Origin of the sequence: Nostoc sp. (assembly GCF_036916575.1) — a bacterium.
Lineage (GTDB): Bacteria > Cyanobacteriota > Cyanobacteriia > Cyanobacteriales > Nostocaceae > Nostoc.
Genome location: NZ_JBALGC010000106.1, coordinates 43,682 through 65,280, shown reverse-complemented (window position 1 = coordinate 65,280; position 21,599 = coordinate 43,682). Strand labels below are relative to the sequence as shown.

Sequence of the window (21,599 nt, the reverse complement as noted above, 5' to 3'; positions counted from 1 at the left end):
TCACAACTATCATATAGTAGTAAAGAATGGGAAATATCTTTGCTCACAATTGGTTATATTACTAGCTTAAAAAAATACCTACTATGGACATTCACGCTTAATGCATTGTGTAACACATAATAAACCGTCACACAGCGTAAGGCTAACATAAGAATACACCGTTGCAGTATCGTCAACGGAAATAAATGCCCATAAGCAGGTAATGTGATAGTTATAACATAATATATATATAATTTCTACAATGTCATAAAAACAATGTGGTTTATCTGTTGTTGAATCAGGTAATCAGATAGTAGCCAATCCTAAACATAGTACACAGTATGACAAGGCTAATAAGCAATAGCCTTAAGTTGGCTCTAAAGAACAGTAAAACAAAACGATTGAAATTTTTATTTTTTTTAAGAAATTGTATTAATTCCTATACCTCCTTGAAACATCTTGGAATATGTCTTTTTCTTTTCATATTTTGCAGCTCTATAACTTGGAGATTTTAAAAGAGCGTAATTAAAAAAAATAATAGATTCTTTGTATTTACCTAACTCCCGAAATGCAATACCAATCTGAGTCATAATAGTGTAATCATCTGGATTAAACTTTAGCGCGTCTTGATAACATTTAAGCGCTTCATCAGTTCTTTTTGAAATTAAAAGTATTTCTCCCCGTGCTTTTAAAATATCAGAATTAGGTTTATTAACTTGTAAAGCATCATTAAGAACTAACAATGCACCTTCAAAATCACCAATACTTTTACGTGCAGATGCATAAGCAACTCGTGTTTTGGAACTATCAGGTTTTAGAAGAATTAGCTGCTTATATGTTTCGTCGATTAGCTCTATGTCATTCATAAATTTAGCTATTTCAACTTTTTTTATTAATAATTGAATATTGTTTGGATACTTTAAAAGTTGATTATTAATAGTTTTTAATTCTTTTCTTAAATGCTTTTGGTGGCGATATTTAATCTCTTTTTCAATTTGCTGATTATTTAGTTTTATACAACTTGATGCATTTTTAAAATAATTACTTCCACCGTTTGTTTCATACAGCCAATGTATTCCTCCTGATGTTTTGTAAAGATAATCTTCTTCTACTTGTGAAACTTTTATTTGCACAATGCATAAATCTTCAATTTGCTTGTATTCTGAGTCATGAACAAAATAAATATTAACACCATAAAAAGATGGGGGAATAACTGGATCTATAGTCATTAGTTTATCAGTTATTTTTTTTTGAATTTCATCTCTTTGACTTCGATTAAGAGTAATCCCTTTTATGTTACCAGAATCATTTATACCTAAATAAATATCTCCTTCTACCGAAGCATTGAGAAAGCCTATTATGTATTCCTCTGCATGATCTACAATTTTATTAACAGGCTTTTGAGACTCTACACTCTTAAATTCAACATACTTTCCCTCTTCTCTGTGGAAAATTTCTTCTTGTATGAATTTAATCTGCTGTGTCATATTCAATAATAAATGTAGAGTTAGGCTTAAATTAATATCTGTCTGACTAAAATTTACTGTACTCAGTCAGTATTTTGACATATTCACCAAAGCATTCGCCGCCCAAGTTCCGACAATCGTCCCTCAAACTTAAAATCAAAACTTCTCAAACCCTCACCCAATACCTCTAAACCCTTGCCAGATGTCAGAGAATATCCCTTTTTGGAGATTGCGATCGTACCTTGCTTCTGTAATTCCTCGGATATATCATTATAATCTGCTACGTTATGGCTTTTGGATACAATTCGCTTATTGAGTTGACCTTTCTTAACTTCTTGCTGGATTCCTCCCAAATCCCACAAAGCCAAAAAGAGACGAGTTCTAGTTTGGGCTGTATTTTTGGATGTCATATTGAGTATATTTGTTGACAATACTTATCGTAGTTGCTGTATCTTTTTAATTTATGTACGCATAAAAAATAACCGAGAAATTGCTGAATATTTCGGCGTTTTAGCTAAATTGATTAATCAAAAATCAACAAGATATTTCCTTAGGATGAATGCAGTTTCTCTCAAAGGCAGGATGAAATACTTCAGAAAATCGCTGACCATGACAATGAAACGCTGTAGCTGTGCATTTGTAAATTGAGTGGTATATGTTTTTTCAATTCCAGACGAAATAACAGGAATTCCAACTTTGTTTTTGCAACAGCAAGGCTTTTAGCAAATACAGGTGATGGTGAAATACGATGATCACAATATTTAAAGAACGTAAAATAGTAGTTTCTCGTCTACTTGCGGTGCTGCTTTCGGCATTGCTAACAGTACCGTTGCTGAGTAGCTGCGGAGGCGGTTCCCGAACTGCTTCTGTGCCACCACCTGTTGATGATAGTGTTGGTAGAACAGTGAGCGATCGCAACATAAAAAACCAACCTGAAGCTAAGAAGGGATTGGGTACGGGGCAAAAAGTGGCAATTTTGGCAGGAGCAGCAGCACTTTACTATCTCTACAACCAGCATAAAAATGCTTCACAGGAAGGAGCGCAGGGTAAGTACTATCTTTCCAAGAATGGGCGTGTATACTACCGCGATGCTGAACATCGCGCTCATTGGGTAACTCCACCATCAGAAGGAATTCGAGTGCCGGAATCTCAGGCGCAACAGTATCGGCAATTCCAAGGCTATAATAATAGTTCTTCAGGTCGTGATCTAAGTGGCATAACTTCATCCGCAGCTCCGGCACTTTAGATCAGCGAAGCGTGTGTAAATCTAAAGCGGGTTTCCCGGAGGATAACGCCGATCGCGCACGTCGGAAACACGAACTTAAATCAGGAGACAGATCATGGTAGATGACTTTTTGCGAAAGGCGAAGGATTTCCTTTTGGGGTCGAACAGCGATCAAGCTGAAGATGCTCAATACCGCGATCGCAATGTACGTCCAGCCAGCGAAGACCCCTACGGTGACCCCGCAGATCCAGCATCTTATGGCAACGTGACTCCAGCCAGTCAAGACCCTTACGGCGACCCCGCAGATATCGCATCTTACGGCAATGTTCGCCCAGCGAGTGAAGACCCTTACGGCGACCCCGCAGATATCGCATCTTACGGCAATGTTCGCCCAGCGAGTGAAGACCCTTACGGCGACCCCGCAGACCAAGGGGAGTTTGGTGACGTCCGCCCAGCCAGCGAAGACCCCTACGGCGATCCCGCAGATCAGGATTACCGCCGTTAACGCGAAACTAATATTGTGATGTTGGTTTTTAGAGGGTGAGAAATTTTGGAATAACTAACAAATAAGGCAGCGGGATTTCAACCTACTGCCTTTTGTTTTTGCTGCTATTTCAAGTTATTTAAACTCTTCGAGTTGATCCATACGTAACCAAATATTAGGTGTCGGCACTTTCCCAAACTTAATCAGAGCGTAATCACCTTTGACATCTACAATTTCGCCCTTGGTTTCAAACAAATAAGAAGGAAAACGAGTATCACTGGCTTTTGCCTCCAGACTGTTTTCTAGTTTCTCGCGCACAGCGCGAACCATATCTCCTTTTTTGACTGCCATGAATTCCCCTCTCAAATTTGTAACTTGTTTCATCTGCATTTTAAGAGAGTTTGGAGTTAGAAGTAAAAACTCCTAACTCTAAACTCCAAACTTCCTTGGCCTTTGACACTGGGAGCAAAAGTGACTAGATCGCCCAGCTAACCTAATCCGTTGAATTTCTGTGCCACAAACTCGACAGGGTTCTCCAGCGCGGTTATAAACCCAAGCTACACCACCATAGTTGCCGTTAGTACCTTTAACACTCAAGAAATTACTAAAAGTCGTACCACCAGCCTCTATGCTGGTTTCTAACACTTGAATTATGGCTGTTCGCAAACGCTCAATTTGCTTTAGCTGCAAATCTATACACAAAGTTTCAGGTAAAATTCCACTCTTAAACAGGGCTTCATCAGCATATATGTTACCTAATCCCGCCACCACCGACTGATCCAGTAGCGCAGTCTTAATCGGACGGCGGCGGTTTTGGAGTTTAAGAGCTAGATACTCGCTGGTAAATTCGGCTGAAAATGGGTCTGCTGCCAGTTTTGCCAAACCAGTCATAATACTTTCTACAGCAACACTAGGCGGAACCCACCAGATTTTACCGAAGGTACGCTGATCAACAAAGCGCAATTCCTGCTGATCCCCAAAGAATAATTTGACTCGCGTGTGCTTATGTAATGGTTCATCTCGATGTAGCCATAGTAGTTGACCAGTCATTCGCAGATGAACCCCTAGCCAGCTGGTTGATGAAGGGGAAGAGGAGGATGAGGGAGCGAGTTCGGCAAGGAGATATTTACCACGACGATGCCAAGCGGCGATCGCATTCTTTTTAATTCCATCAACAAACTCACCGATAGAAAACGGGTAGGCGATGGTGCGATCAAGCAACACATCTCCACCCGTAATTTCTTGGTTGAGGGTCAATTGATTTAGACCCCTCCGGACTGTTTCAACTTCAGGCAGTTCAGGCATTCAAACTGATTAAGCAAGCAATTTTGATGTACTTAGGGGGTGAATAAAGAAGAGATAAGGTAGTATTTTAAACACTTGTAAGTGGCTTGTCGTACTACCAAATAGAAACCGTAAATACCCGCAGGGCGGCTTTTAGTAGATTAGGGTAGGCTAGGATGAAGGATAAAAGAACTGAAAGTTTTATACTTCAGCACTTCATACTTAAGACTTCCCTTCATCATCGCATCAAACAACCCCCTTGTAGCTTTGCTGCTTATTTTTTTGGCGGTTTAGCCTTTGGTGCTTCAACCTCTACTAATTCATCTTGGGCAAAGTTGTTGGTATTGATACCAGCGTAATTTACCTTTTCAAAGCGAACAATTACTGGGTATTTGATGCCGCTTTGGTCAATGGAAGCCACAGTTCCTAGATCCTGAAACCAGTAGGATTCAGGGCGGAGAATTCGTACTTTAGAACCACGTTGAACCATGATTATTTTCCCTTTTAGTTATTAATCGCCAATCTAGAGGGCTAATTGATTTCACTCTACAACCTGAAGGTCGCAGCAAGAGTCTTTGTTAAGTTATTTGTCTGAATTGGGCATTAGGCATTAGGCATTGGGGAGCCAGTGCGTTGCGGAGGTTCCCGACGCTCTAAGACTCGCTACCGCTTCTCTACGAGAGGCTACGCGAACGCTACCCGTTGTACCCCTACGGGGAAGCAAGCTAGCAAGAGCGTCTCCGACAGGAGAAGCAGCTGGCATCATTGGGCATGGTTATTCTCATTGTCCCCTTGTCTCCCACCCCCTTAGCACATCCCAAGTGGAAAATTGTATTAGAAACTACTTGACAAGGTACAGTTTATAGCGTACCTTCGTTCGCAAACAGTCTTTTTGCACAAACTTATGTTTTACTCAATACGAACACACTCCCCTCGTTACCTCTGCCGACCCGCAGATCGTTATCTATATAAGTGATATCTAACCAGCCCTGCTGTTTATCACTGTTTATTGCAACATCAATCCCCGGAAATTTTCTACCTGCTTCAATTTGTTGGATAAAAGTTACCGGAGAATTGTATTCTATTAAACGTTGTAAGCCGATAATCGACCGCTCAAATTTAACTTGGACACGCCGATCTGAAACTGGCTCAAATTTAGCAGCAACGCTGACTAATCCTGACAAATAAGGTAAGCCATAAATCTCAGCTATGTTGTAAACGCTGGTAGTCTCTACCCGGATACACTGATAGATTTGACCCAGTTTGCATAAAGGTAAACGATCTAAGTTTAAAAGAGCCTTGCTAGTGGTGTATAGTAATCGCCAATTGCCATTTAGCAAATTATTAGCTTCCACCGGACGTGGTGTAGGATTAAAGTCTTCTAAATTGGCGATCGCTGCTAAGATAGCCTGTTTCTGTGTTTGGGTCGCCAGTAGACCGCGATTTGTACCAGCGATCGCATCTATAAAAGCCGCTTTTGCCATCATCGCCTGTAACCTCAAAAATTACTCACTTTCCATCAGCATAAACAAGATATTCATTACCTATGTGTAGAGCCATAAAAATTACTAATAATCGCTTGACCTAAGCCATACGCCTATTAAATAAAAAATTTCTATCTGAATACGGATTTATCAACTAAAGGGTTGAAAAGATAACTAAATTAATCCGTGTCAAGTGATAGACTCTAAATGTCAACTTAGGTAAACCTTTTCTTGTCCGCCTCGATATGTTGAACTCTCCATTACGTGAAGAACCCCGTAACCAACGAGCCGATATCATCCCCTTAAAGCCAGAGTCCTCTTTGTTGGACTGGTTGCAAAGCAACGGTCGGATCATCGCGCGTGACGTTCACGAACCGGATTTTCAAGATGACGAAGAAGAAATAGACTCCCTAATGGGTGTAGAAGATGGAATTGGCTATGACCTTGATGATGATGACGATATAGGAATCGCTGAGGATTAGCCTTTTCAAGCTGGGGACTTGCTAATATCCTTAGTTACTGGTATTCATTTTGTTAAGTGTGGAGTGAAGGGAAACTTCTGTGGACGCTAAATTATCTCCTGAGCAAGGATTAAATATTTCTGGAATCGCTTTAGCCTCTTTATTAGCTGTAGGGCTAGGTACAACAGCATTTTTCTTGGATTCGATGGCCAACAGGCTACCCTGGCAAAGTATATCGTTAACTCTGCCACTACTGTTATGTGCGCTAGCTTCAGGTGTCGTGGGCTATTGGGTAATACCCCTACTTCAAGCACTCAAAACTGGACAAATAATTCGTGAAGATGGGCCCCAAGCTCATCTCAAAAAGGCAGGCACCCCAACAATGGGAGGTATATTTTTTATACCTGTAGGTGTGATAATTGCCTGCATATTGTCTAACTTTGCTACAGAGGTGCTTGCAGTTTCGGCATTGACAATCAGCTACGGATTGATTGGCTGGCTCGATGATTGGCAAATTCTGCGCCGGAAATCAAATAAAGGTATATCTCCCGGAACGAAACTGGCTTTGCAGGTGAGTTTTGCGGCAGTGTTTTGTCTATGGCTGATGTTTAATCAACCTTCTAATATTACAAATATTGCTTTGCCTTGGGTGAGCTTTACACTACCTTTAGGATTCTTATTTTGGCCTTTAGCAGGTTTTGTGTTAGTTGCAGAAAGTAATGCGACTAATTTAACAGATGGTATTGATGGCTTGGCAGCAGGAACAGTCGCGATCGCACTTTTGGCATTAGGTGCCCTAGTCGCACCTACAGCACCTGGGTTGATGGTTTTCTGTGCTGCTTTAAGTGGTGGGTGCTTAGGTTTCTTAGCCCATAATCGTAACCCAGCCCGCGTTTTCATGGGAGATACCGGTTCTTTAGCACTGGGAGGAGCTTTAGCTGCTGTAGCATTATTGACAAACACCTTAGTAGCTTTGTTCATTCTCAGTGGTATCTTCTTCATAGAAACTCTTTCTGTGATGGCACAGGTAAGTTATTACAAAGCCACCAAAGGCCCTGATGGCAAAGGCAAGCGCCTCTTCAAAATGGCACCCTTACACCATCATTTAGAACTGACTGGCTGGTCAGAATTGCAAGTGGTTGGAGTATTTTATGTCATCGCTGCTATATTGGCTATCATCTGCTTGGCGTAGGCGCAGCCTGCCGCAGGCATCGCTCCATTTTGAATCGGTTGAAAAACTGCTGGAATACAAAATGACAACTCCCACATCTTCAGGGAGTTTTTTTTATATAGTAAATTTATGAGTTTCTGATTTCTATGCTGGAAATGACGCTTGATGCCGACTCAAGGGCTGCCCATTCCATCGTTTGTGGTGCCATGAATTATTAATTATAAGTATTTACATACTCCATAACCCGATTCTTTCCTGTTCGCTTTGCCTCAAGCATCGCTTGATTTGCCCGATTCAGAAAATCCTTAACCGTAATCCCTGGTTCTGATACAGCTATTCCAAAAGAAGCAGTGATGCTTTCGAGGATCTGATCGCCGTCCTTCAATTGCATTTGTTCAACATCTATTCTTAGTTGTTCTACTCGCTTCCTGAGCGTTTCCAGGGTCATATTAGGCATCACAATTACAAATTCTTCACCACCCCATCTGCAAGCAATGTCAAAAGAGCGAATAGATTTTAACAGCAGCTTTGCTAATCCCTGGAGAACAATGTTGGCAGTTAGATGCCCATAGCGCGAGTTGTAAGATTTGAAGTTATCGATATCAAGGAAAATAACACTAAGAGATTGTCTCAACCGTTCAGCTTCCGCTAGCCTCTGTTCCGTTATGGTTTGCAGATAGTTTTGATTGAATAGTTGGGTCATCCCATCCCGCAAGTTATCATAGGTTAGACGTTGTTTTATCGATAGATTATTCAGTGCAATGCCTAAGGTTCTAGCAATAATCTCAGTAATTTGTTGATCTTCTAAACTGATTTCTTCAAGCGCATAAATGTGTAAAATTCCAACTACTTCGCCTTGTCCAAACAATGGAACACACAAATGTGCACCGCTAACAGGATGTATTAAATGATTGCATATTAGTCCTGAATTAGGAGACGATGAAAGGTTTAATTTTCCTCTCCGTAATGCCCAACAATCAGATTGGGAAAATATTTCTTTACTGGTTCTTTCATCTCCCCAAAAACTATTCATCTGAACATAATTTTTAGAATTAGCAATTATATAGATACAACCACTCATATTAGGAAACAGCTTGGAACAGGTTAAAGCGACTACTTTATACACCTCATCTTCAGACTCGCAGCAATAAAGCATATCCGCCATATCGGAGAGATATATCAGTTCCTGTTTTTTTGCATCTAATTTCAGTGTTTTTTCTTCTAGCTGCCGATTTAGGTCAGTGAGCGATCGCTGTGCTTCTATGGATTCTGTAATATCGATACTAATTCCACCGATGCGGCAAGCGCCCGTTGCGTAATCGCTAAACGGAAACTTAAATGATAGCCAGTAGCACGGCTGAGCATTACTAGCTATCTTTACCTCTTCAATCAGCTTCAAGGGGCGTAGAGTCTTCAAAACGACTTGATCGTTTTCCATTACCCGCTGCGCCTCTTGTGGATCTGGCAAGAATTCACTATTCGTTTTCCCCAACCATTCTTGTGGATCTACCGAAAATCTAGACTGTAGCTCCTGGTTGTAGTAGAGCATTCTAGATTCCTCATCTTTAATATAGGCTGCAAACGGCCCTTGATCGAGGAATAGCCGTTGTATCTGCTGGCTACGTTGAAGTTCGCACGTGTCTTCTTGATATCTGGCGATCGCTTCTACAATTTGATAAATGGTTGGCATCAAGTAGAGTAAAACAGACAAGGAAAGAAACGCCATTACATCAAGCACACCTAAGTGCAGCAGGGACACTGCCACATGTGGCTCAAAAATCGCCAGAAGGTGATGAAATCCGCAAAATAGTATGAATCCACCTAATAAGAAAAAGGCTAGCCAAAATTTAGAAGGGATAGTTGCTTTAGTTTTGGCCAAGAAAACCCCTATTACTATAGGGATGCCAAAGTATGAAAATGCAGTGATGCCGTGAGCAATGATGCAATTCCAGTAAATAGGCTCCATTACTGACCTGATATTAACATCTCATTCGTTTCACTATAATTCTAGATAGGCTGAAGATGTATGTATATAAGGGATGAGTTCAGTGCGTGATCTGTTAGTTTTACAAAAGTTATCATGGTAACTTTCTCAAAGGCTGCTCATTTCACCCCCTTATAAACCTGACTTACTAAGTGAGCCAGTTCGGGCAAGATCAGTTTTTCCATCGCTAGCCGCACAGCATTACTGGAACCAGGAAGCGAGAAGATTAATTTATTTTGATAAACACCAGCAATAGCGCGAGAAGCGATCGCCCGCGAACCAATTTCTTGATAACTTAAAAAACGAAATAACTCACCAAATCCCGGTAAGGTTTTCTCCAGTAACTTCTCAATTGCATCGTAAGTGGTATCTCTTGGTGCAATACCTGTACCACCATTAAAAATTACAGCATCCAAATTTGAGCTTTTACCCAGATTTTCTATCTGCTCTTGAATTTGTGTTGGTTCATCTTTGATAATTGTGTAGGCTCCTACAGCATGTTTAGCACCAAGGAGTAACTGCTGAATTAGCTGGCCACTTTTGTCTGTTTCGGGGGTGCGTGTATCGCTAACGGTAACCACAGCACAAATTACCGTAATTCCAGGCGAGTCTGGGTGGGGTTGTGACGTCATAGGTCAGTCATTAACTTTTGATCATTGATAATTAGGCATGGGAAATGGCGCATTGGGCATGACAATAATTACCTATGCCCGATGCCCGATGACGCCAGTGGCTCCCCTTCTCCCAAAGGGCTGTAGGGAGAAGAGAAGGCTTTACGCTGCGCTATGCGCGGCATCGTCTCCCCTTGGCAGAAGACTGGACTGCCTCACCAACGCAGTGGCTTCCCAATGCCCGATGCCCTATGCCTCATTTTTGCTCAGTCCCAGACCGTTTTCATCAGCATACCGCTCCATGAAGCGCATAAAGCGATCCCATTCTTGGGCAGATTTCATTACGTAAACTGCTTCTAATGCTTCCGGTTTTCCATTGACAAACTTACCCTTAACTTCACGGGTAATTATCTCTCCTTCTTCGTCAATCAAGTACATCCCGGTAATGTCTTCGGTGCTGCTTTGATCTAAAATCTTCGGATTCGTAAAAATAAACGTCGCTGTACCACTCTCACCACTGCGCGATCGCGTCAAGCGCACCTCTGGAATTACCTCTTCGTCAAGACCTCTAGAAAACTGGATTTTCGTCATGATCAATGAATTTAAACTTTTGTGATGGTTAATTTAATATTCTCTCATCAATTAGAACACCACGGTCTAGAGGCTACTGTTATTCATCTTTTTAGTGTATATACTTAAATTGCTTCTTTTTCAAGTAACAAAGTAACGGGGCCATCGTTTTCAATTGTAACTTGCATCATTGCACCAAATTGACCTGTTTCCACCTGCAAATCGCTAGCTCTTAACTTGGTAACAAAACGATTATACAAATCTTCTGCTGATTGGGGAGCGGCTGAACGATCAAAAGAAGGACGGCGACCTTTGCGACAGTCACCGTAAAGCGTAAACTGACTGACTACTAACAAATCGCCGCCAATTTCTTGCACAGATTTTTGCCAACGGTTGTCTCCTTTATCGTCAGGAAATAGCCGCAATTCCAAGCACTTACGCACCATCCAGTCGATTTCAGCATCAGTATCGGTATTGGCTATACCCACGAGTAAATTTAGCCCCCGTCCAATTTTGCCGACAATTTCACCATTAACTGTAACTTGAGATGAATTAACTCGTTGGATGATAACGCGCATTTTAATCTAAACGTTCATCAACGTTTCAATTTTAAAGCCATGTCTACGACAGGATACGCCTACGCATTCTTAAACCGCAAACTAAAGCAAACTAATCGCCGCTTTAAGAGTAAGCGAATGCGTCAGGTAGTGATTTATCTGCAACAGACAAATTCAGAACTTGTGCAGCAAACCACATTCACTTTGGAAGAAACCTTTCATCAGTTTGAGGTAATTCGTCTTTGGGAGCAACCAACAAATGTATTTTTGGAGCATTCAGGATTATTACCATTTGCGGTGTTAAGTCAGACAAATAACCGCACTGCTACGTTACAACAAGTTGCTCAGGAAATTTCAGAAATTACTGAGCAACGTATCCAGAACAATATTGCAGCCTCAACGTTCATTTTGGCTGGGCTAGTATTAGAGAAAGAGATAATTCAACAATTGCTGCGGAGGGAACTTATGCAGGAATCAGTAACTTATCAAGCTATCCTTGCTGAAGGTTTAGCCGAAGGTTTAGCCGAAGGTCGCGCACAAGAAGTGCGGCGTGTGGCGGTGAATTTGCTCAAAGAGAGAATGTCAGCAAAAATAGTGGCGAGAGTTACAGGGTTATCTGTGGAACAGGTGCAGCAGTTAGCAAGCGAAGAAGCTGGTAATGCAGGAGAGTGAACAAGCGAACCATTAGAACAAATGGCGGAGCCATTGGGAATACATTCCCAGGTTCCACCTGGGAACGATTACGCAATTTTAACTTTTAACTCCTCACTCCTAACTCCTAACTTTTATTTTCCAAAGCCTTTACCGCGAGAGGTTGAAGGTAAACAAATGCAGTTTTCGAGTTGAGTAATTAAAGCCTCACGATCCAAATTTTGACCAATCAGCACTAGCTGGTTTTTCAATTGACCTTGCCATTCATCATCATCTAAGGTAAAGCGTTTACCACAAAGGTGGAAAATATGACGCTTCGGACTTTCATCAAACCACATAATCCCCTTTGCTCGGAAGATATTTGAGGGTAGCTGATTATCTAAGAAATACTGAAACTTCCTAATAGAAAAAGGCTTGTCACTTTGGAAAGATATGGAAGTAAAACCATCATTTTCTAAATGATCAGAATGATGGTGATGATGGTGGCCATGGTCATGGTCATGATGGTCATGACCGCATGTTGAGTGATCATGATCATCATGATCGTGATGGTCATGGTCGTGATGGTTGTGGTCATCCACCACTGTGTCAAAATATTTATCCGACTCAAACAGACCAACACTCAGAATTAAAGGAAGTGGCACTTGCGATCGCGTAGCGCGGATAATTCTTGCTCCTTCCTTAACTTCGTTAATTTTTCTTTCTAACTCATTCAAAGTGGTTTCATCAACCAAATCAGCCTTGTTCAGCACAATGACATCACCATAAGCTATTTGGCTGTATGCTGCCTCAGAGTTAAATAAATCTAGGCTGTAATTCGCCGCGTCTACTACAGTAATAATCGAATCCAAGCGGGTTAAATCCCGCAATTCTGTGCCCAAAAATGTTAGAGCTACTGGTAGCGGATCTGCCAATCCAGTTGTTTCCACTACTAGATAATCTAGATTTTCTTGGCGTTCTAAAACTTTGTAAACTGCATCTACCAAATCATTATTAATAGTGCAGCAGATACAACCATTATTGAGCTCCACCATGTTTTCACCAGTGGAAACAATTAGCTCGTTGTCGATGCCAATTTCGCCAAATTCATTCACGAGAACAGCGGTTTTCAAACCCTGTTGATTGTTGAGGATATGATTAAGTAAAGTCGTCTTGCCACTACCGAGAAAACCCGTAATAATTGTTACTGGCATTCCTTGTTTGGGCGTATCCATTGCCGATGATTCGGGTGTAACTGCTGATTGCATAGCGCTGTTATCAAGTCAAAAAATAGTAATGTAGCGCAGATAGTCCAGAAAACACTAGCATAGGGATGCTGGACTGTCATCCCAGCTGCTTTACCTTATTATTACGTATCTCCCTATTTCAGCATTACTCTGTTATGACCCTAACCCTTTACAATACCCTCACCCGTCGTCAAGAACCGTTTGAAACAGTCGAACCAGGCAAGGTTAAGATGTATTACTGCGGCGTGACGGTGTACGACTACTGCCATTTGGGTCATGCTAGAGCTTGCATCGTTTGGGACGTAGTGCGCCGATACCTCCAGTTTATCGGCTATCAAGTGCGATATATCCAAAATTTTACTGATATTGATGACAAGATTCTCAATCGAGCCTGTGTTGAGCATTCCTCAATGGAAGCTGTAGCCGATCGCTTTATCAAAGCATATTTTGAGGATATGGCGCGGTTGGGGATAAAAGAAGCCGATGAGTATCCCCGTGCTACTCACACGATGAATGGCATTTTGCGGTTAATTCATCAGTTAGAAAATAAGGGTTTTGCTTACCCTGCTGACGGCGATGTGTATTATCCAGTACGAAAGTTTTCTGAGTATGGCAAGCTTTCGGGACAGAAATTAGAAGATTTGCAAGCGGGGAAAAGCGATCGCGTCAACGTAGAAGATCCAGAGTACCAGAAAAAGAAAGACCCCTTCGATTTTGCCTTGTGGAAAGCAGCAAGACCAGGAGAACCTGCTTGGGAATCACCTTGGGGCGCAGGTCGTCCAGGGTGGCATATAGAATGCTCGGCAATGGTGCGCGATCGCTTGGGTGATACCATAGATATTCATGCTGGTGGTACTGACTTAATTTTTCCCCACCATGAAAACGAAATTGCCCAATCTGAGGCCGTGACAGGAAAACCCTTAGCGCGTTACTGGTTGCATAACGGCATGGTGACAGTAGATGGTCAAAAAATGTCCAAATCTTTGGGCAATTTTACCACTATTCGAGACTTGCTGGCTCGAGGAGTTGACCCGATGGCAGTGCGGTTGTTTGTGCTAACCGCTCAATATCGCACACCCATAGATTTTACCGATGAAGCGATCGCCGCAGCAACCAACGGTTGGCACACCATTAAAGAAGGTTTACTGTTCGGCTACCAATACGGCAAAAAACTAGGCTGGGATTTAGGAACTGGGGACTGGGGACTAGCGGCTGAGGAAGAGTTTTCCCAATCCCCATTACCCCTTATCCCCAGAGGGGGCCCCACCTTCCCCAATCCCTATGTTGAACGTTTCCAAGAAACTGTGAATAACGACTTTAATTTTCCTGGTGGATTAACAGTACTGTTTGAATTAGCCAAAGAACTGCGTCGTCAGGGAAATGTTCTTGTGCATGAAGGGAAAACCGAAACATCGCCAGATGAGTTACAGCGTCAATGGCAAACTCTTGTCACATTAGCTGGAATCTTAGGTTTAGAAGCCGAGATAGAAACACAAACTTACACGAGTAATGGTTTAAGCGATGCGGAAATTGAAGCGAAAATTCAGCAAAGGCAAGAAGCACGTATTGCCAAGAATTTTGCCGAAAGCGATCGCATTCGTGACGAACTTCAAGCAGAAGGTATTACCCTAATTGATAGCCGTGATGGCACACGCTGGCACCGAAATTAAATTTTAAATTGTTATGTGGATTACTCTAAAAAAAGCGATCGCTAGTTTCGATATTCCCGCTGATTGGATTGGTATTAGAGCCGTAAAGGAGACTTCTAATATCCGTTCAGTCCGTGATGCCTTACCCCAACTAAACGGCAAATCCTTCACTGTCGGAGCCATGCTGGAAGTTTTGGTCAATGGCTGTCTGGGTTATGCAGCTACTAACTCTCTAGAACTGTCTTCCCTTCAAACCGCTGCCCAAACAGCCTATAAACAGGCACTAGCAGCCAGTGAATGGTGGATACATCCCTTCGGTAAAAGTGAGCGCCCTAAAGTCGTTGGTGAATATAAATCTCCATTTCTTGAGCCATTGGATGCTTTGAGTCCAGGAGAAATCAACGATTTACTGGTTCGTATTTGCCAAACGCTGAAAGTTGACGACAAGATTGTGCAAACCATAGCCAGTGCCAGCACAACCGAGAGAGAGTCTTGGTTTGTTAGTAGCAACGGCTCAGAAGTCTATCAAAAAATACTATCTATAAGCACTAATTACAAAGCTACTGCCCAAGATGGAGCGATTGTACAGCAGCGCAGCAGCAACGGTTTGCAAGCAAACTGTTACCAAGGCGGACTCGAACTCTTAAAACAAGAAAACTTATGGCATCGGGTGCGGCAAATAGGCGAACAAGCAATAGAACTCTTGACAGCAGAAGAATGCCCAAGCACTCGTACCAATTTAGTTTTAGCCCCAGACCAAATGATGCTGCAAATCCATGAAAGTGTCGGGCATCCCCTAGAAATTGACCGAATTTTGGGAGATGAGCGTAATTATGCTGGAGGCAGCTTCGTTGATAAAAGTGATTTTGGCAACCTAATATATGGTTCGCCACTGATGAACATTACTTTTGATCCTACCGTGCCTGGTGAATTTGCCAGCTATGGCTTTGATGATACGGGTGCTGTAGCAACGCGGGAGTATTTGGTTAAAGAAGGTGTACTGCAACGCGGTGTGGGTAGTTTGGAGAGTCAAGTCAGAGCAGGTGTACCAGGAGTTGCCTGTGCCCGTGCTTGCTCATGGAATCGACCAGCGATTGATCGCATGGCAAACTTGAATTTAGAGCCTTTAAACGGCACTTTTGAAGACATTATTGGCGGGATAGAACATGGCGTTTATATGGAATCTAACCGATCTTGGTCAATCGACGATCGCCGCTATAAATTCCAATTTGGTTGCGAGTACGCCAAATTAATTGAAAATGGTAAACTCACCAAAACTCTTCGCAATCCTAACTATCGCGCCACAACACCAGAGTTTTGGCATAGTTTAATCCAAGTAGGCGATGCCACAAACTGGCAAATTTATGGTACTCCTTATTGTGGTAAAGGAGAACCAAATCAGGCCATTTCGGTAGGACATGGTTCACCTGTTTGTGTATTTGCTAATGTCGAAGTTTTTGGTGGAGGAACTTGAAAAAGTGTTAAGTACAAAGTTAGGAGCGGAGCATCTCCGGCTTTGCTCCTAACTTTCATTCCCTCTCTTTATTTCCCTATTAATATTTAATATCCATGAAAATTGAGGAATTATCTGCATTAGAAGTCAGCTTTAATCAACTGATTGAAAGTCTGCTGATCAAAAAAGCAGAAAATGAACAATTCACTGTGAGGTTAAACAGTGAAAGAAGTCAATTTACTCGTTTCAATCATGCGAAAGTGCGACAAACTGGTTGTGTTGCTGATGGTTGGATCGAACTAACTTTGATGGCAGATCAACGCAGCAGTGTTCGACAGTTTCCCTTTACTGGAAATTGGGACGTAGATTGGCAGTTAGCATATGCTGCTTTGCAAGAACTACGTGACGAACTTATTCTATTACCTATCGATCCATATCTAGTTTTACCATCAGGAACTAATACCAGCCGTGAAGTACATTCTGGGAATTTATTGGTGGCGGAAACAGTAGTACCAACTGTGTTAGAACTAGTTGCTGAATTAGATTTTACAGGAATATATGCAGGGGGAATAGTAATTAAAGCTTATGGTGATTCTAGCGGTCAAAAACACTGGTTTGCTACTGATTCTTTTACCTTAGATTATTCTCTATTCTCCCCATCTGGACAAGCAGTTAAGGGGACATTTGCGGGGAGTGATTGGGATGCATCTGCTTATATAGCCAAAATTAACGAAGCCAAAAAGCAACTAGAATTGCTTGCTCGCCCGGCTAAAGAATTACCACGGGGACAGTACAAAACTTATTTTGCACCTGCTGCTGTTGCAGATTTATTAATGATGCTTTCTTGGAGTTCTGTGAGCGAAGCTGACATTCAGCAAGGAAACAGTTCTTTAGCAGCTCTATGTCGTCAAGAAAAACAACTTTCGACTGCATTTAGTTTGAAAGAAAACTTTCAACGCGGATTAGTACCACGATTTAATGAATTGGGAGAAATAGCAGCACCGGAGTTACCTGTAATAGAAAAAGGACATTTGGTAAATACTCTGGTGAATTCTCGCACTGCTAAAGAATATCAAAAAACTGCTAACGGTGCTAATGGTTCAGAGACTCTACGTGCGCCAGAAGTGAGTCCGGGAAATTTGGTAGTTGAGCAGATTCTTCCTAGGTTAAATACAGGATTATATGTATCGAATTTACATTACTTGAATTGGAGCGATCGCCAAACTGGTAGAATCACAGGTATGACCCGTTATGCTTGTTTTTGGGTAGAAAACGGAGAAATTATTGCCCCCATTGAAAACTTACGTTTTGATGAAAGTCTCTATCGTTTCTGGGGAGAAAATTTAGTAGATTTGACCACTTTTCAAGAATTCATTCCGGAAGTAGGTACATATGAAAGTCGTCAACTTGGGGGTAGTTTAGTTCCCGGTATGCTGGTGGAAGATTTCACTTATACTTTGTAAGTACATCGTGCAAAGATGCAGATAAATTATTAGCTTATTTGCACCTTTGCATTAGATTAACTTAATAAATTTGATTTAATTATTTTAATCTTACTATTTTTGAATATGACGCAAATGTTTGAATAATTTAATATTAATTATTATAAGTAATTATCTTCTAACTCAAAACACCAACCTTGTATTTCTATAACTTCTTTAATTTCAGTTTCCAATATTTGAAAAGCAGACAAAGCCCGTAACGCTGAAAAATCATTGATGATTTCTGCTACTCTGTGAACACATCCGTTAACCTTATCCGACGAGAATTGCTTGAGCCGCCGACCTGTTAACCCACTAGCTTTGCATAGAAGTTCATGAAGAATATCTTTAGGAGCAGATAATTGTTCAAGTTTATGAATATTTGGCAATTCTAATGGCTCACGCCCACGAGGATTACCCGTAGCTTTCCGTAGAGCAGCTTCGTCAAATAAAAGCCACGCTTCCTGCATACGTACAGGAATAACACAAACATGAGGTGGTACTGCCAGTGATTGTTTAACTTCTTCTACTGCTTGTCGAATCTCAGCCACACGATTTTCGCGTGGTTCTTTTTCTGCATCTCGATGAATAAATAAAAGATCACAAGGATAGAGTTCTACGCTCTTGATGATACGTGGCAATAACTTTTTAGGTGGTTTAGGTAAGCGTCGCAGATCAGCCCAATTAGATTGAATAGCACACTCAACCTGATTTACCCGTAATAACCAATTGAGAATAGGCATCAATGCTTTGTCTGAGCTACCGTCAGATAGAAAGGTATAGCAAAGTTCTTTCATGTCAATTGAGTAGGGAAACCAGGAATTAGTGGTTGAAGATCATTTCTATCTATAACTCGGCGTTTTGGGGTTGGTATTAGTTTTGATTTTTGGGAGCTTTTTACCTCTCCATTGCTATCAGGCTCTAATTTCTCAATTACTACCGGATTTAGATAAGCAAGAAGTTTCCCTTTAGGGACAACATTTGTTCCTTCTGGCTCTTGCTCTCGCCAAGTATCAGGAAGACAACCAAAAGAAACACGCTTAAACCGTTTCCCTGAATGTACTGTTTCCTTTAATTCAGCAACTAATAAGCTATCATCAGGTACTTGCATCACTACAGATGGTGAGTGAGTGTTAATAATTACTTGGCGGAGTGGGTTATCTATACCAATAGCTTCATTAACATCAGTGGCGATATCTTGAAGCAATTTCAGTATTTTGGGAATACGCTCAGGATGAATGCCGTTTTCTGGTTCCTCTAAACACAAAAGACCTTGTGCTTGTGAATCTAATTCCAAAACTGCCAAAGCCAAAAATCGTAGGGTTCCATCTGATAACGCCCTCGCTGGATGTGAAGTACCATCTCTACCAATCACCATTAATGTGAGGAGTTCCCTACGTTCATCTCGATCAATTCCTACTTCACCCACATCATCAATTAGTTCTGCTAAAAGATTAGCAACTTGGCTGTAAACTTGTGCTTCGGCCTCATCCTCAGAAACTCCATCTAGAGAATAATTTTTATTTAATCTTGCTAGGTGATAGAGTGTTGCAGCCAAGTGAGAACCATCCATGTCTAATTTTGTAGGCGCTGTAAATTCGTCTGGTTGACGTAGTGCTGAAGGTTCTAATTGAAGTAATCGCCAAGATTGCATTTCTCTTCGCGCTAGTAAAGCTGTTGGACTTTCAGCAGCATTAGCAACAGAAAGTACTGTTCGAGGAAGATTTGCAGCTAATCGAGATAGAGGTTTTCCTTTAATACCATCTTGATGTAGCTTAATGACAGTCTTATCTTTATCAGTCTCAGTTGAAATAAATGGTGAAGTTCTTCGTCCCTTAACTGCCGATTTACGCCACTCAACACTGTGAGGAAACAATAAGTTTTTTCTTGCATCACCAAGGTTGATCTGAGCTAACTCTTCTTTGATAATTTCCAATGACCCTAAAGAGCGTAAACTATCATCTGAACGATAAGCTAGAGTTAGAGAGTAGCGAAGAAAAGTAATACTAGCTTTTGCCTGTTGTCCCAAATCATCTACGCCTTCCTCGGGTACGATCATTTCTGCCTCAAAAGACATTTTATCTGTATATTTATGACCAACTCGGTGAAATAGACTACGCACATCCGCTGTTCGACCTTCTTCATCTCGCACAGATAAGGCAGCGTCAATTAGGGTTCGATCGGCAATCGCACTCAAAAACCTAATAGCATCAAATAAGTTAGATTTACCGACACCATTAGCCCCGGCTACACAGGTAAATGGCCCGAAGCGGACATCAACATCGACGAGGTTCTTAAAACCAGAAACTTTCAACCTAGTTAGCATAATATTCCTCTGTTGGCAGAAAATACTGCAAATGTGCCAAGTAGACGTGGCTCACAAACAGAGTAGACCTTCTTGTTCTAGTTTGACTGTACAACCTGAGAAATTTTCGGTCTGGTTGGATAAAACCTGGTTATATCCTGATACTCACAACTAGCTCAATCAGCTGTCGCGCCTTTAGCAAAGTATCTTTTGTACAGACAGAATGTGTACATTGCGTCTCTATGAGAAAAATGCATCAAACCATATTTCTACAACCCCGTCAGCCCAAATTGGTAAATGCTAAGACTACAGTTCATCTTTTCTTGCCAGGAGGTGAATTGCGCTGGGTGAGGTTATCAATTTGCAATTGTTGCCGTCCGTTAGTAATAACTCGTAACATCTGCTTAAGATCCTGCTCAATATTTTCCAGGACACCATCGGCATATGCATCAGCACCATCTTCAATTTCTTGAGCCTGAGCGATCGCAGTTTGTCGTATTTGCTCTAACTCTTGCTGACAAGCATACCGCTTGCGGTCAATCTCGGCGAGGGTTTCTTGCATTATGGCTTCACACTCTTGTTGCACTTGTCGCCGCAGTTGTTCAGCTTCTTGTTCTGCCTGTTGAATAATATCGCTTTCAGCTAAAATTTGCGCTCTTTTTGCTTGCGCGGCCTCAACAATCTGCTGCCCATACTCTTCCGCTTCCAGCAGAATTCCTTCCTTTTGTTCCAGAATCACTGCTGCTTCTTGAAAAAGTGATGGTAAGGCAAGCCGGATGTAATCAAGCTGATCCAGCAGTTTTTCTTCATCTATGAGTGTGCGTCCGGTCAGCGGAATCCTGAGACTAGAGAGAACCATTTCCTCTAGGCGGTTGAGTTCCTGCTGAATATCTACGCTTCCCTCTCCACCGAGATACTCTTGAGGGGGGGGATTGCTTCCGTTGAGATTGGGTTCAACATTGGAGAGTTGTGATTGTAGCATTGGTATATATCTAGAGCAATGTGTGGGGGAACGAGATGATCGATAGAGCCACCAAACCTTGCAATCTCTTTTACCACACTACTACTTAAAAAACTATACTCATTTGAGGTTGCGAGAAAAACTGTTTCTATTTGGGTAGAAAGAGTTTTATTGGTGTGAGCCATTTGCAGTTCCACTTCAAAATCTGACACAGCCCGTAAACCCCGCAGTAAAACTTGTGCTTGTCGCATTTGAGCATAGTTGACGGTCAGACCATCAAAGCTGTCTACTTCTACATTAGGTAGATGTTGTGTAGAATGACGGATTTGATCTAGCCGTTGCTGCACACTAAAAAGTGGCATTTTGTTAGGGTTCCGCAGTACAGCGACAATTACCCGCTCAAACAGCCGACTACCGCGCCCAATGAGGTCAAGGTGTCCCAAGGTGATGGGGTCGAAGCTACCAGGATAAATAGCAATCACAATTTTAGATATATCAAAGTTGTTTAGGTGATTATATCGAAACCGTTTGGTGTAACTTACTCAAATTTACCATCTTGCGCTCTGAGTAAGGATACTAAACTCAATTGTTTTAATG

Annotated in this window: 23 protein-coding genes and 1 pseudogene; 8 read left to right on the top strand and 16 right to left on the bottom strand. The window is 41.7% G+C overall.

Annotated features, from left to right (window positions below; genetic code table 11):
- Positions 1–398: 398 nt before the first annotated feature.
- Together V7L29_RS23095 and V7L29_RS23090 are read right to left on the bottom strand one after the other, a co-directional pair.
- Complete coding sequence (locus V7L29_RS23095; RefSeq protein ID WP_334736929.1) at positions 399–1,466, bottom strand: RNA-binding domain-containing protein; 1,068 nt, start codon at positions 1,464–1,466, stop codon at positions 399–401.
- 84 nt (positions 1,467–1,550) lie between these two features.
- A pseudogene (locus tag V7L29_RS23090) lies at positions 1,551–1,855 on the bottom strand (hypothetical protein); the annotation flags it as partial.
- Positions 1,856–2,193: 338 nt separating this feature from the next.
- Here V7L29_RS23090 and V7L29_RS23085 point away from each other — a divergent pair.
- Together V7L29_RS23085 and V7L29_RS23080 are read left to right on the top strand one after the other, a co-directional pair.
- Positions 2,194–2,691 (top strand): hypothetical protein, encoded by a 498-nt coding sequence (locus V7L29_RS23085; protein WP_334691141.1) that lies wholly within the window; start codon positions 2,194–2,196, stop codon positions 2,689–2,691.
- Between the two features lie 94 nt (positions 2,692–2,785).
- Entirely contained in the window at positions 2,786–3,175 is a 390-nt protein-coding gene (locus tag V7L29_RS23080) for a translation initiation factor (RefSeq protein WP_334691140.1), read from the top strand.
- A gap of 114 nt (positions 3,176–3,289) precedes the next feature.
- Here the strand turns inward: V7L29_RS23080 and V7L29_RS23075 are convergent, their stop codons facing one another.
- From V7L29_RS23075 to V7L29_RS23055, 5 genes are all read right to left on the bottom strand, one after another.
- A complete protein-coding gene (locus tag V7L29_RS23075; protein ID WP_334691139.1) occupies positions 3,290–3,505 on the bottom strand; it encodes an NAD(P)H-quinone oxidoreductase subunit O in 216 nt (71 codons plus the stop codon).
- Positions 3,506–3,583: 78 nt separating this feature from the next.
- Positions 3,584–4,459, bottom strand: a complete 876-nt coding sequence (locus tag V7L29_RS23070; RefSeq protein ID WP_334736928.1) for a DNA-formamidopyrimidine glycosylase — start codon at positions 4,457–4,459, stop codon at positions 3,584–3,586.
- A gap of 253 nt (positions 4,460–4,712) precedes the next feature.
- The gene (locus V7L29_RS23065) at positions 4,713–4,928 is read right to left on the bottom strand and encodes a photosystem I reaction center subunit IV (protein ID WP_334691137.1); all 216 of its coding nucleotides are present in this window, start codon (positions 4,926–4,928) and stop codon (positions 4,713–4,715) included.
- Positions 4,929–5,048: 120 nt separating this feature from the next.
- The gene (locus V7L29_RS23060) at positions 5,049–5,204 is read right to left on the bottom strand and encodes a hypothetical protein (RefSeq protein ID WP_334736927.1); all 156 of its coding nucleotides are present in this window, start codon (positions 5,202–5,204) and stop codon (positions 5,049–5,051) included.
- A 136-nt stretch (positions 5,205–5,340) separates the two neighbouring features.
- Positions 5,341–5,925 carry a PAP/fibrillin family protein gene (locus tag V7L29_RS23055; protein ID WP_334736926.1) on the bottom strand — a complete coding sequence of 195 codons (585 nt, stop codon included), beginning with the start codon at positions 5,923–5,925 and terminating at the stop codon, positions 5,341–5,343.
- A gap of 242 nt (positions 5,926–6,167) precedes the next feature.
- Between V7L29_RS23055 and V7L29_RS23050 the strand changes: the two genes are divergently transcribed.
- Together V7L29_RS23050 and mraY are read left to right on the top strand one after the other, a co-directional pair.
- Entirely contained in the window at positions 6,168–6,404 is a 237-nt protein-coding gene (locus V7L29_RS23050) for a DUF3134 domain-containing protein (protein ID WP_334736925.1), read from the top strand.
- Between the two features lie 79 nt (positions 6,405–6,483).
- Positions 6,484–7,575, top strand: a complete 1,092-nt coding sequence (mraY, locus tag V7L29_RS23045) for a phospho-N-acetylmuramoyl-pentapeptide-transferase (RefSeq protein ID WP_334691134.1) — start codon at positions 6,484–6,486, stop codon at positions 7,573–7,575.
- A gap of 193 nt (positions 7,576–7,768) precedes the next feature.
- On the opposite strand, the gene V7L29_RS23040 is transcribed toward mraY, so the two are convergent.
- The 4 genes from V7L29_RS23040 to dtd all read right to left on the bottom strand — a co-directional run bounded on the left by V7L29_RS23040 (position 7,769) and on the right by dtd (position 11,297).
- Complete coding sequence (locus tag V7L29_RS23040; protein WP_334736924.1) at positions 7,769–9,520, bottom strand: diguanylate cyclase; 1,752 nt, start codon at positions 9,518–9,520, stop codon at positions 7,769–7,771.
- A gap of 137 nt (positions 9,521–9,657) precedes the next feature.
- Positions 9,658–10,170, bottom strand: a complete 513-nt coding sequence (locus tag V7L29_RS23035; RefSeq protein WP_334736923.1) for a MogA/MoaB family molybdenum cofactor biosynthesis protein — start codon at positions 10,168–10,170, stop codon at positions 9,658–9,660.
- 228 nt (positions 10,171–10,398) lie between these two features.
- A complete protein-coding gene (gene psb28, locus V7L29_RS23030) occupies positions 10,399–10,740 on the bottom strand; it encodes a photosystem II reaction center protein Psb28 (RefSeq protein WP_334691131.1) in 342 nt (113 codons plus the stop codon).
- A gap of 104 nt (positions 10,741–10,844) precedes the next feature.
- Complete coding sequence (dtd, locus tag V7L29_RS23025) at positions 10,845–11,297, bottom strand: D-aminoacyl-tRNA deacylase (protein WP_334691130.1); 453 nt, start codon at positions 11,295–11,297, stop codon at positions 10,845–10,847.
- A 39-nt stretch (positions 11,298–11,336) separates the two neighbouring features.
- Here dtd and V7L29_RS23020 point away from each other — a divergent pair, with 39 nt between their 5' ends.
- On the top strand, positions 11,337–11,948 hold the full coding sequence (locus V7L29_RS23020; RefSeq protein ID WP_334736922.1) for a hypothetical protein: 612 nt from the start codon (positions 11,337–11,339) through the stop codon (positions 11,946–11,948).
- 113 nt (positions 11,949–12,061) lie between these two features.
- Here V7L29_RS23020 and V7L29_RS23015 read toward each other — a convergent pair whose 3' ends face one another.
- Positions 12,062–13,174 carry a CobW family GTP-binding protein gene (locus V7L29_RS23015; protein WP_334736921.1) on the bottom strand — a complete coding sequence of 371 codons (1,113 nt, stop codon included), beginning with the start codon at positions 13,172–13,174 and terminating at the stop codon, positions 12,062–12,064.
- A gap of 134 nt (positions 13,175–13,308) precedes the next feature.
- Between V7L29_RS23015 and cysS the strand changes: the two genes are divergently transcribed.
- The 3 genes from cysS (at position 13,309) to V7L29_RS23000 (ending at position 17,718) form a co-directional block, all read left to right on the top strand.
- Positions 13,309–14,823, top strand: coding sequence for a cysteine--tRNA ligase (gene cysS / locus V7L29_RS23010; RefSeq protein ID WP_334736920.1), 1,515 nt, complete (start codon positions 13,309–13,311; stop codon positions 14,821–14,823).
- Positions 14,824–14,836: 13 nt separating this feature from the next.
- The gene (locus V7L29_RS23005; protein ID WP_334736919.1) at positions 14,837–16,276 is read left to right on the top strand and encodes a TldD/PmbA family protein; all 1,440 of its coding nucleotides are present in this window, start codon (positions 14,837–14,839) and stop codon (positions 16,274–16,276) included.
- A 95-nt stretch (positions 16,277–16,371) separates the two neighbouring features.
- On the top strand, positions 16,372–17,718 hold the full coding sequence (locus tag V7L29_RS23000) for a TldD/PmbA family protein (protein ID WP_334736918.1): 1,347 nt from the start codon (positions 16,372–16,374) through the stop codon (positions 17,716–17,718).
- 140 nt (positions 17,719–17,858) lie between these two features.
- Here the strand turns inward: V7L29_RS23000 and V7L29_RS22995 are convergent, their stop codons facing one another.
- From V7L29_RS22995 to coaD, 4 genes are all read right to left on the bottom strand, one after another.
- The gene (locus tag V7L29_RS22995) at positions 17,859–18,479 is read right to left on the bottom strand and encodes a hypothetical protein (RefSeq protein WP_334736917.1); all 621 of its coding nucleotides are present in this window, start codon (positions 18,477–18,479) and stop codon (positions 17,859–17,861) included.
- 50 nt (positions 18,480–18,529) lie between these two features.
- The gene (locus tag V7L29_RS22990; protein WP_334736916.1) at positions 18,530–20,062 is read right to left on the bottom strand and encodes an AAA family ATPase; all 1,533 of its coding nucleotides are present in this window, start codon (positions 20,060–20,062) and stop codon (positions 18,530–18,532) included.
- A 292-nt stretch (positions 20,063–20,354) separates the two neighbouring features.
- Positions 20,355–21,023, bottom strand: a complete 669-nt coding sequence (locus V7L29_RS22985; protein ID WP_334736915.1) for a DivIVA domain-containing protein — start codon at positions 21,021–21,023, stop codon at positions 20,355–20,357.
- On the bottom strand, positions 20,933–21,484 hold the full coding sequence (coaD, locus tag V7L29_RS22980; RefSeq protein WP_334691122.1) for a pantetheine-phosphate adenylyltransferase: 552 nt from the start codon (positions 21,482–21,484) through the stop codon (positions 20,933–20,935). Before coaD ends, V7L29_RS22985 begins: the two co-directional genes overlap by 91 nt.
- Positions 21,485–21,599 lie beyond the last annotated feature (115 nt).

Excerpts from the sequence above, each read along its gene's own strand:
- V7L29_RS23095 (WP_334736929.1), bottom strand. The coding sequence starts at position 1,466 with ATGACACAGCAGATTAAATTCATACAAGAAGAAATTTTCCACAGAGAA.
- V7L29_RS23085 (WP_334691141.1), top strand. The coding sequence starts at position 2,194 with ATGATCACAATATTTAAAGAACGTAAAATAGTAGTTTCTCGTCTACTT.
- V7L29_RS23080 (WP_334691140.1), top strand. The coding sequence starts at position 2,786 with ATGGTAGATGACTTTTTGCGAAAGGCGAAGGATTTCCTTTTGGGGTCG.
- V7L29_RS23075 (WP_334691139.1), bottom strand. The coding sequence starts at position 3,505 with ATGGCAGTCAAAAAAGGAGATATGGTTCGCGCTGTGCGCGAGAAACTA.
- V7L29_RS23070 (WP_334736928.1), bottom strand. The coding sequence starts at position 4,459 with ATGCCTGAACTGCCTGAAGTTGAAACAGTCCGGAGGGGTCTAAATCAA.
- V7L29_RS23065 (WP_334691137.1), bottom strand. The coding sequence starts at position 4,928 with ATGGTTCAACGTGGTTCTAAAGTACGAATTCTCCGCCCTGAATCCTAC.
- V7L29_RS23060 (WP_334736927.1), bottom strand. The coding sequence starts at position 5,204 with ATGATGCCAGCTGCTTCTCCTGTCGGAGACGCTCTTGCTAGCTTGCTT.
- V7L29_RS23055 (WP_334736926.1), bottom strand. The coding sequence starts at position 5,925 with ATGATGGCAAAAGCGGCTTTTATAGATGCGATCGCTGGTACAAATCGC.
- V7L29_RS23050 (WP_334736925.1), top strand. The coding sequence starts at position 6,168 with ATGTTGAACTCTCCATTACGTGAAGAACCCCGTAACCAACGAGCCGAT.
- V7L29_RS23040 (WP_334736924.1), bottom strand. The coding sequence starts at position 9,520 with ATGGAGCCTATTTACTGGAATTGCATCATTGCTCACGGCATCACTGCA.
- V7L29_RS23035 (WP_334736923.1), bottom strand. The coding sequence starts at position 10,170 with ATGACGTCACAACCCCACCCAGACTCGCCTGGAATTACGGTAATTTGT.
- psb28 (WP_334691131.1), bottom strand. The coding sequence starts at position 10,740 with ATGACGAAAATCCAGTTTTCTAGAGGTCTTGACGAAGAGGTAATTCCA.
- dtd (WP_334691130.1), bottom strand. The coding sequence starts at position 11,297 with ATGCGCGTTATCATCCAACGAGTTAATTCATCTCAAGTTACAGTTAAT.
- V7L29_RS23020 (WP_334736922.1), top strand. The coding sequence starts at position 11,337 with ATGTCTACGACAGGATACGCCTACGCATTCTTAAACCGCAAACTAAAG.
- V7L29_RS23015 (WP_334736921.1), bottom strand. The coding sequence starts at position 13,174 with ATGCAATCAGCAGTTACACCCGAATCATCGGCAATGGATACGCCCAAA.
- cysS (WP_334736920.1), top strand. The coding sequence starts at position 13,309 with ATGACCCTAACCCTTTACAATACCCTCACCCGTCGTCAAGAACCGTTT.
- V7L29_RS23005 (WP_334736919.1), top strand. The coding sequence starts at position 14,837 with ATGTGGATTACTCTAAAAAAAGCGATCGCTAGTTTCGATATTCCCGCT.
- V7L29_RS23000 (WP_334736918.1), top strand. The coding sequence starts at position 16,372 with ATGAAAATTGAGGAATTATCTGCATTAGAAGTCAGCTTTAATCAACTG.
- V7L29_RS22995 (WP_334736917.1), bottom strand. The coding sequence starts at position 18,479 with ATGCCTATTCTCAATTGGTTATTACGGGTAAATCAGGTTGAGTGTGCT.
- V7L29_RS22990 (WP_334736916.1), bottom strand. The coding sequence starts at position 20,062 with ATGCTAACTAGGTTGAAAGTTTCTGGTTTTAAGAACCTCGTCGATGTT.
- V7L29_RS22985 (WP_334736915.1), bottom strand. The coding sequence starts at position 21,023 with ATGCTACAATCACAACTCTCCAATGTTGAACCCAATCTCAACGGAAGC.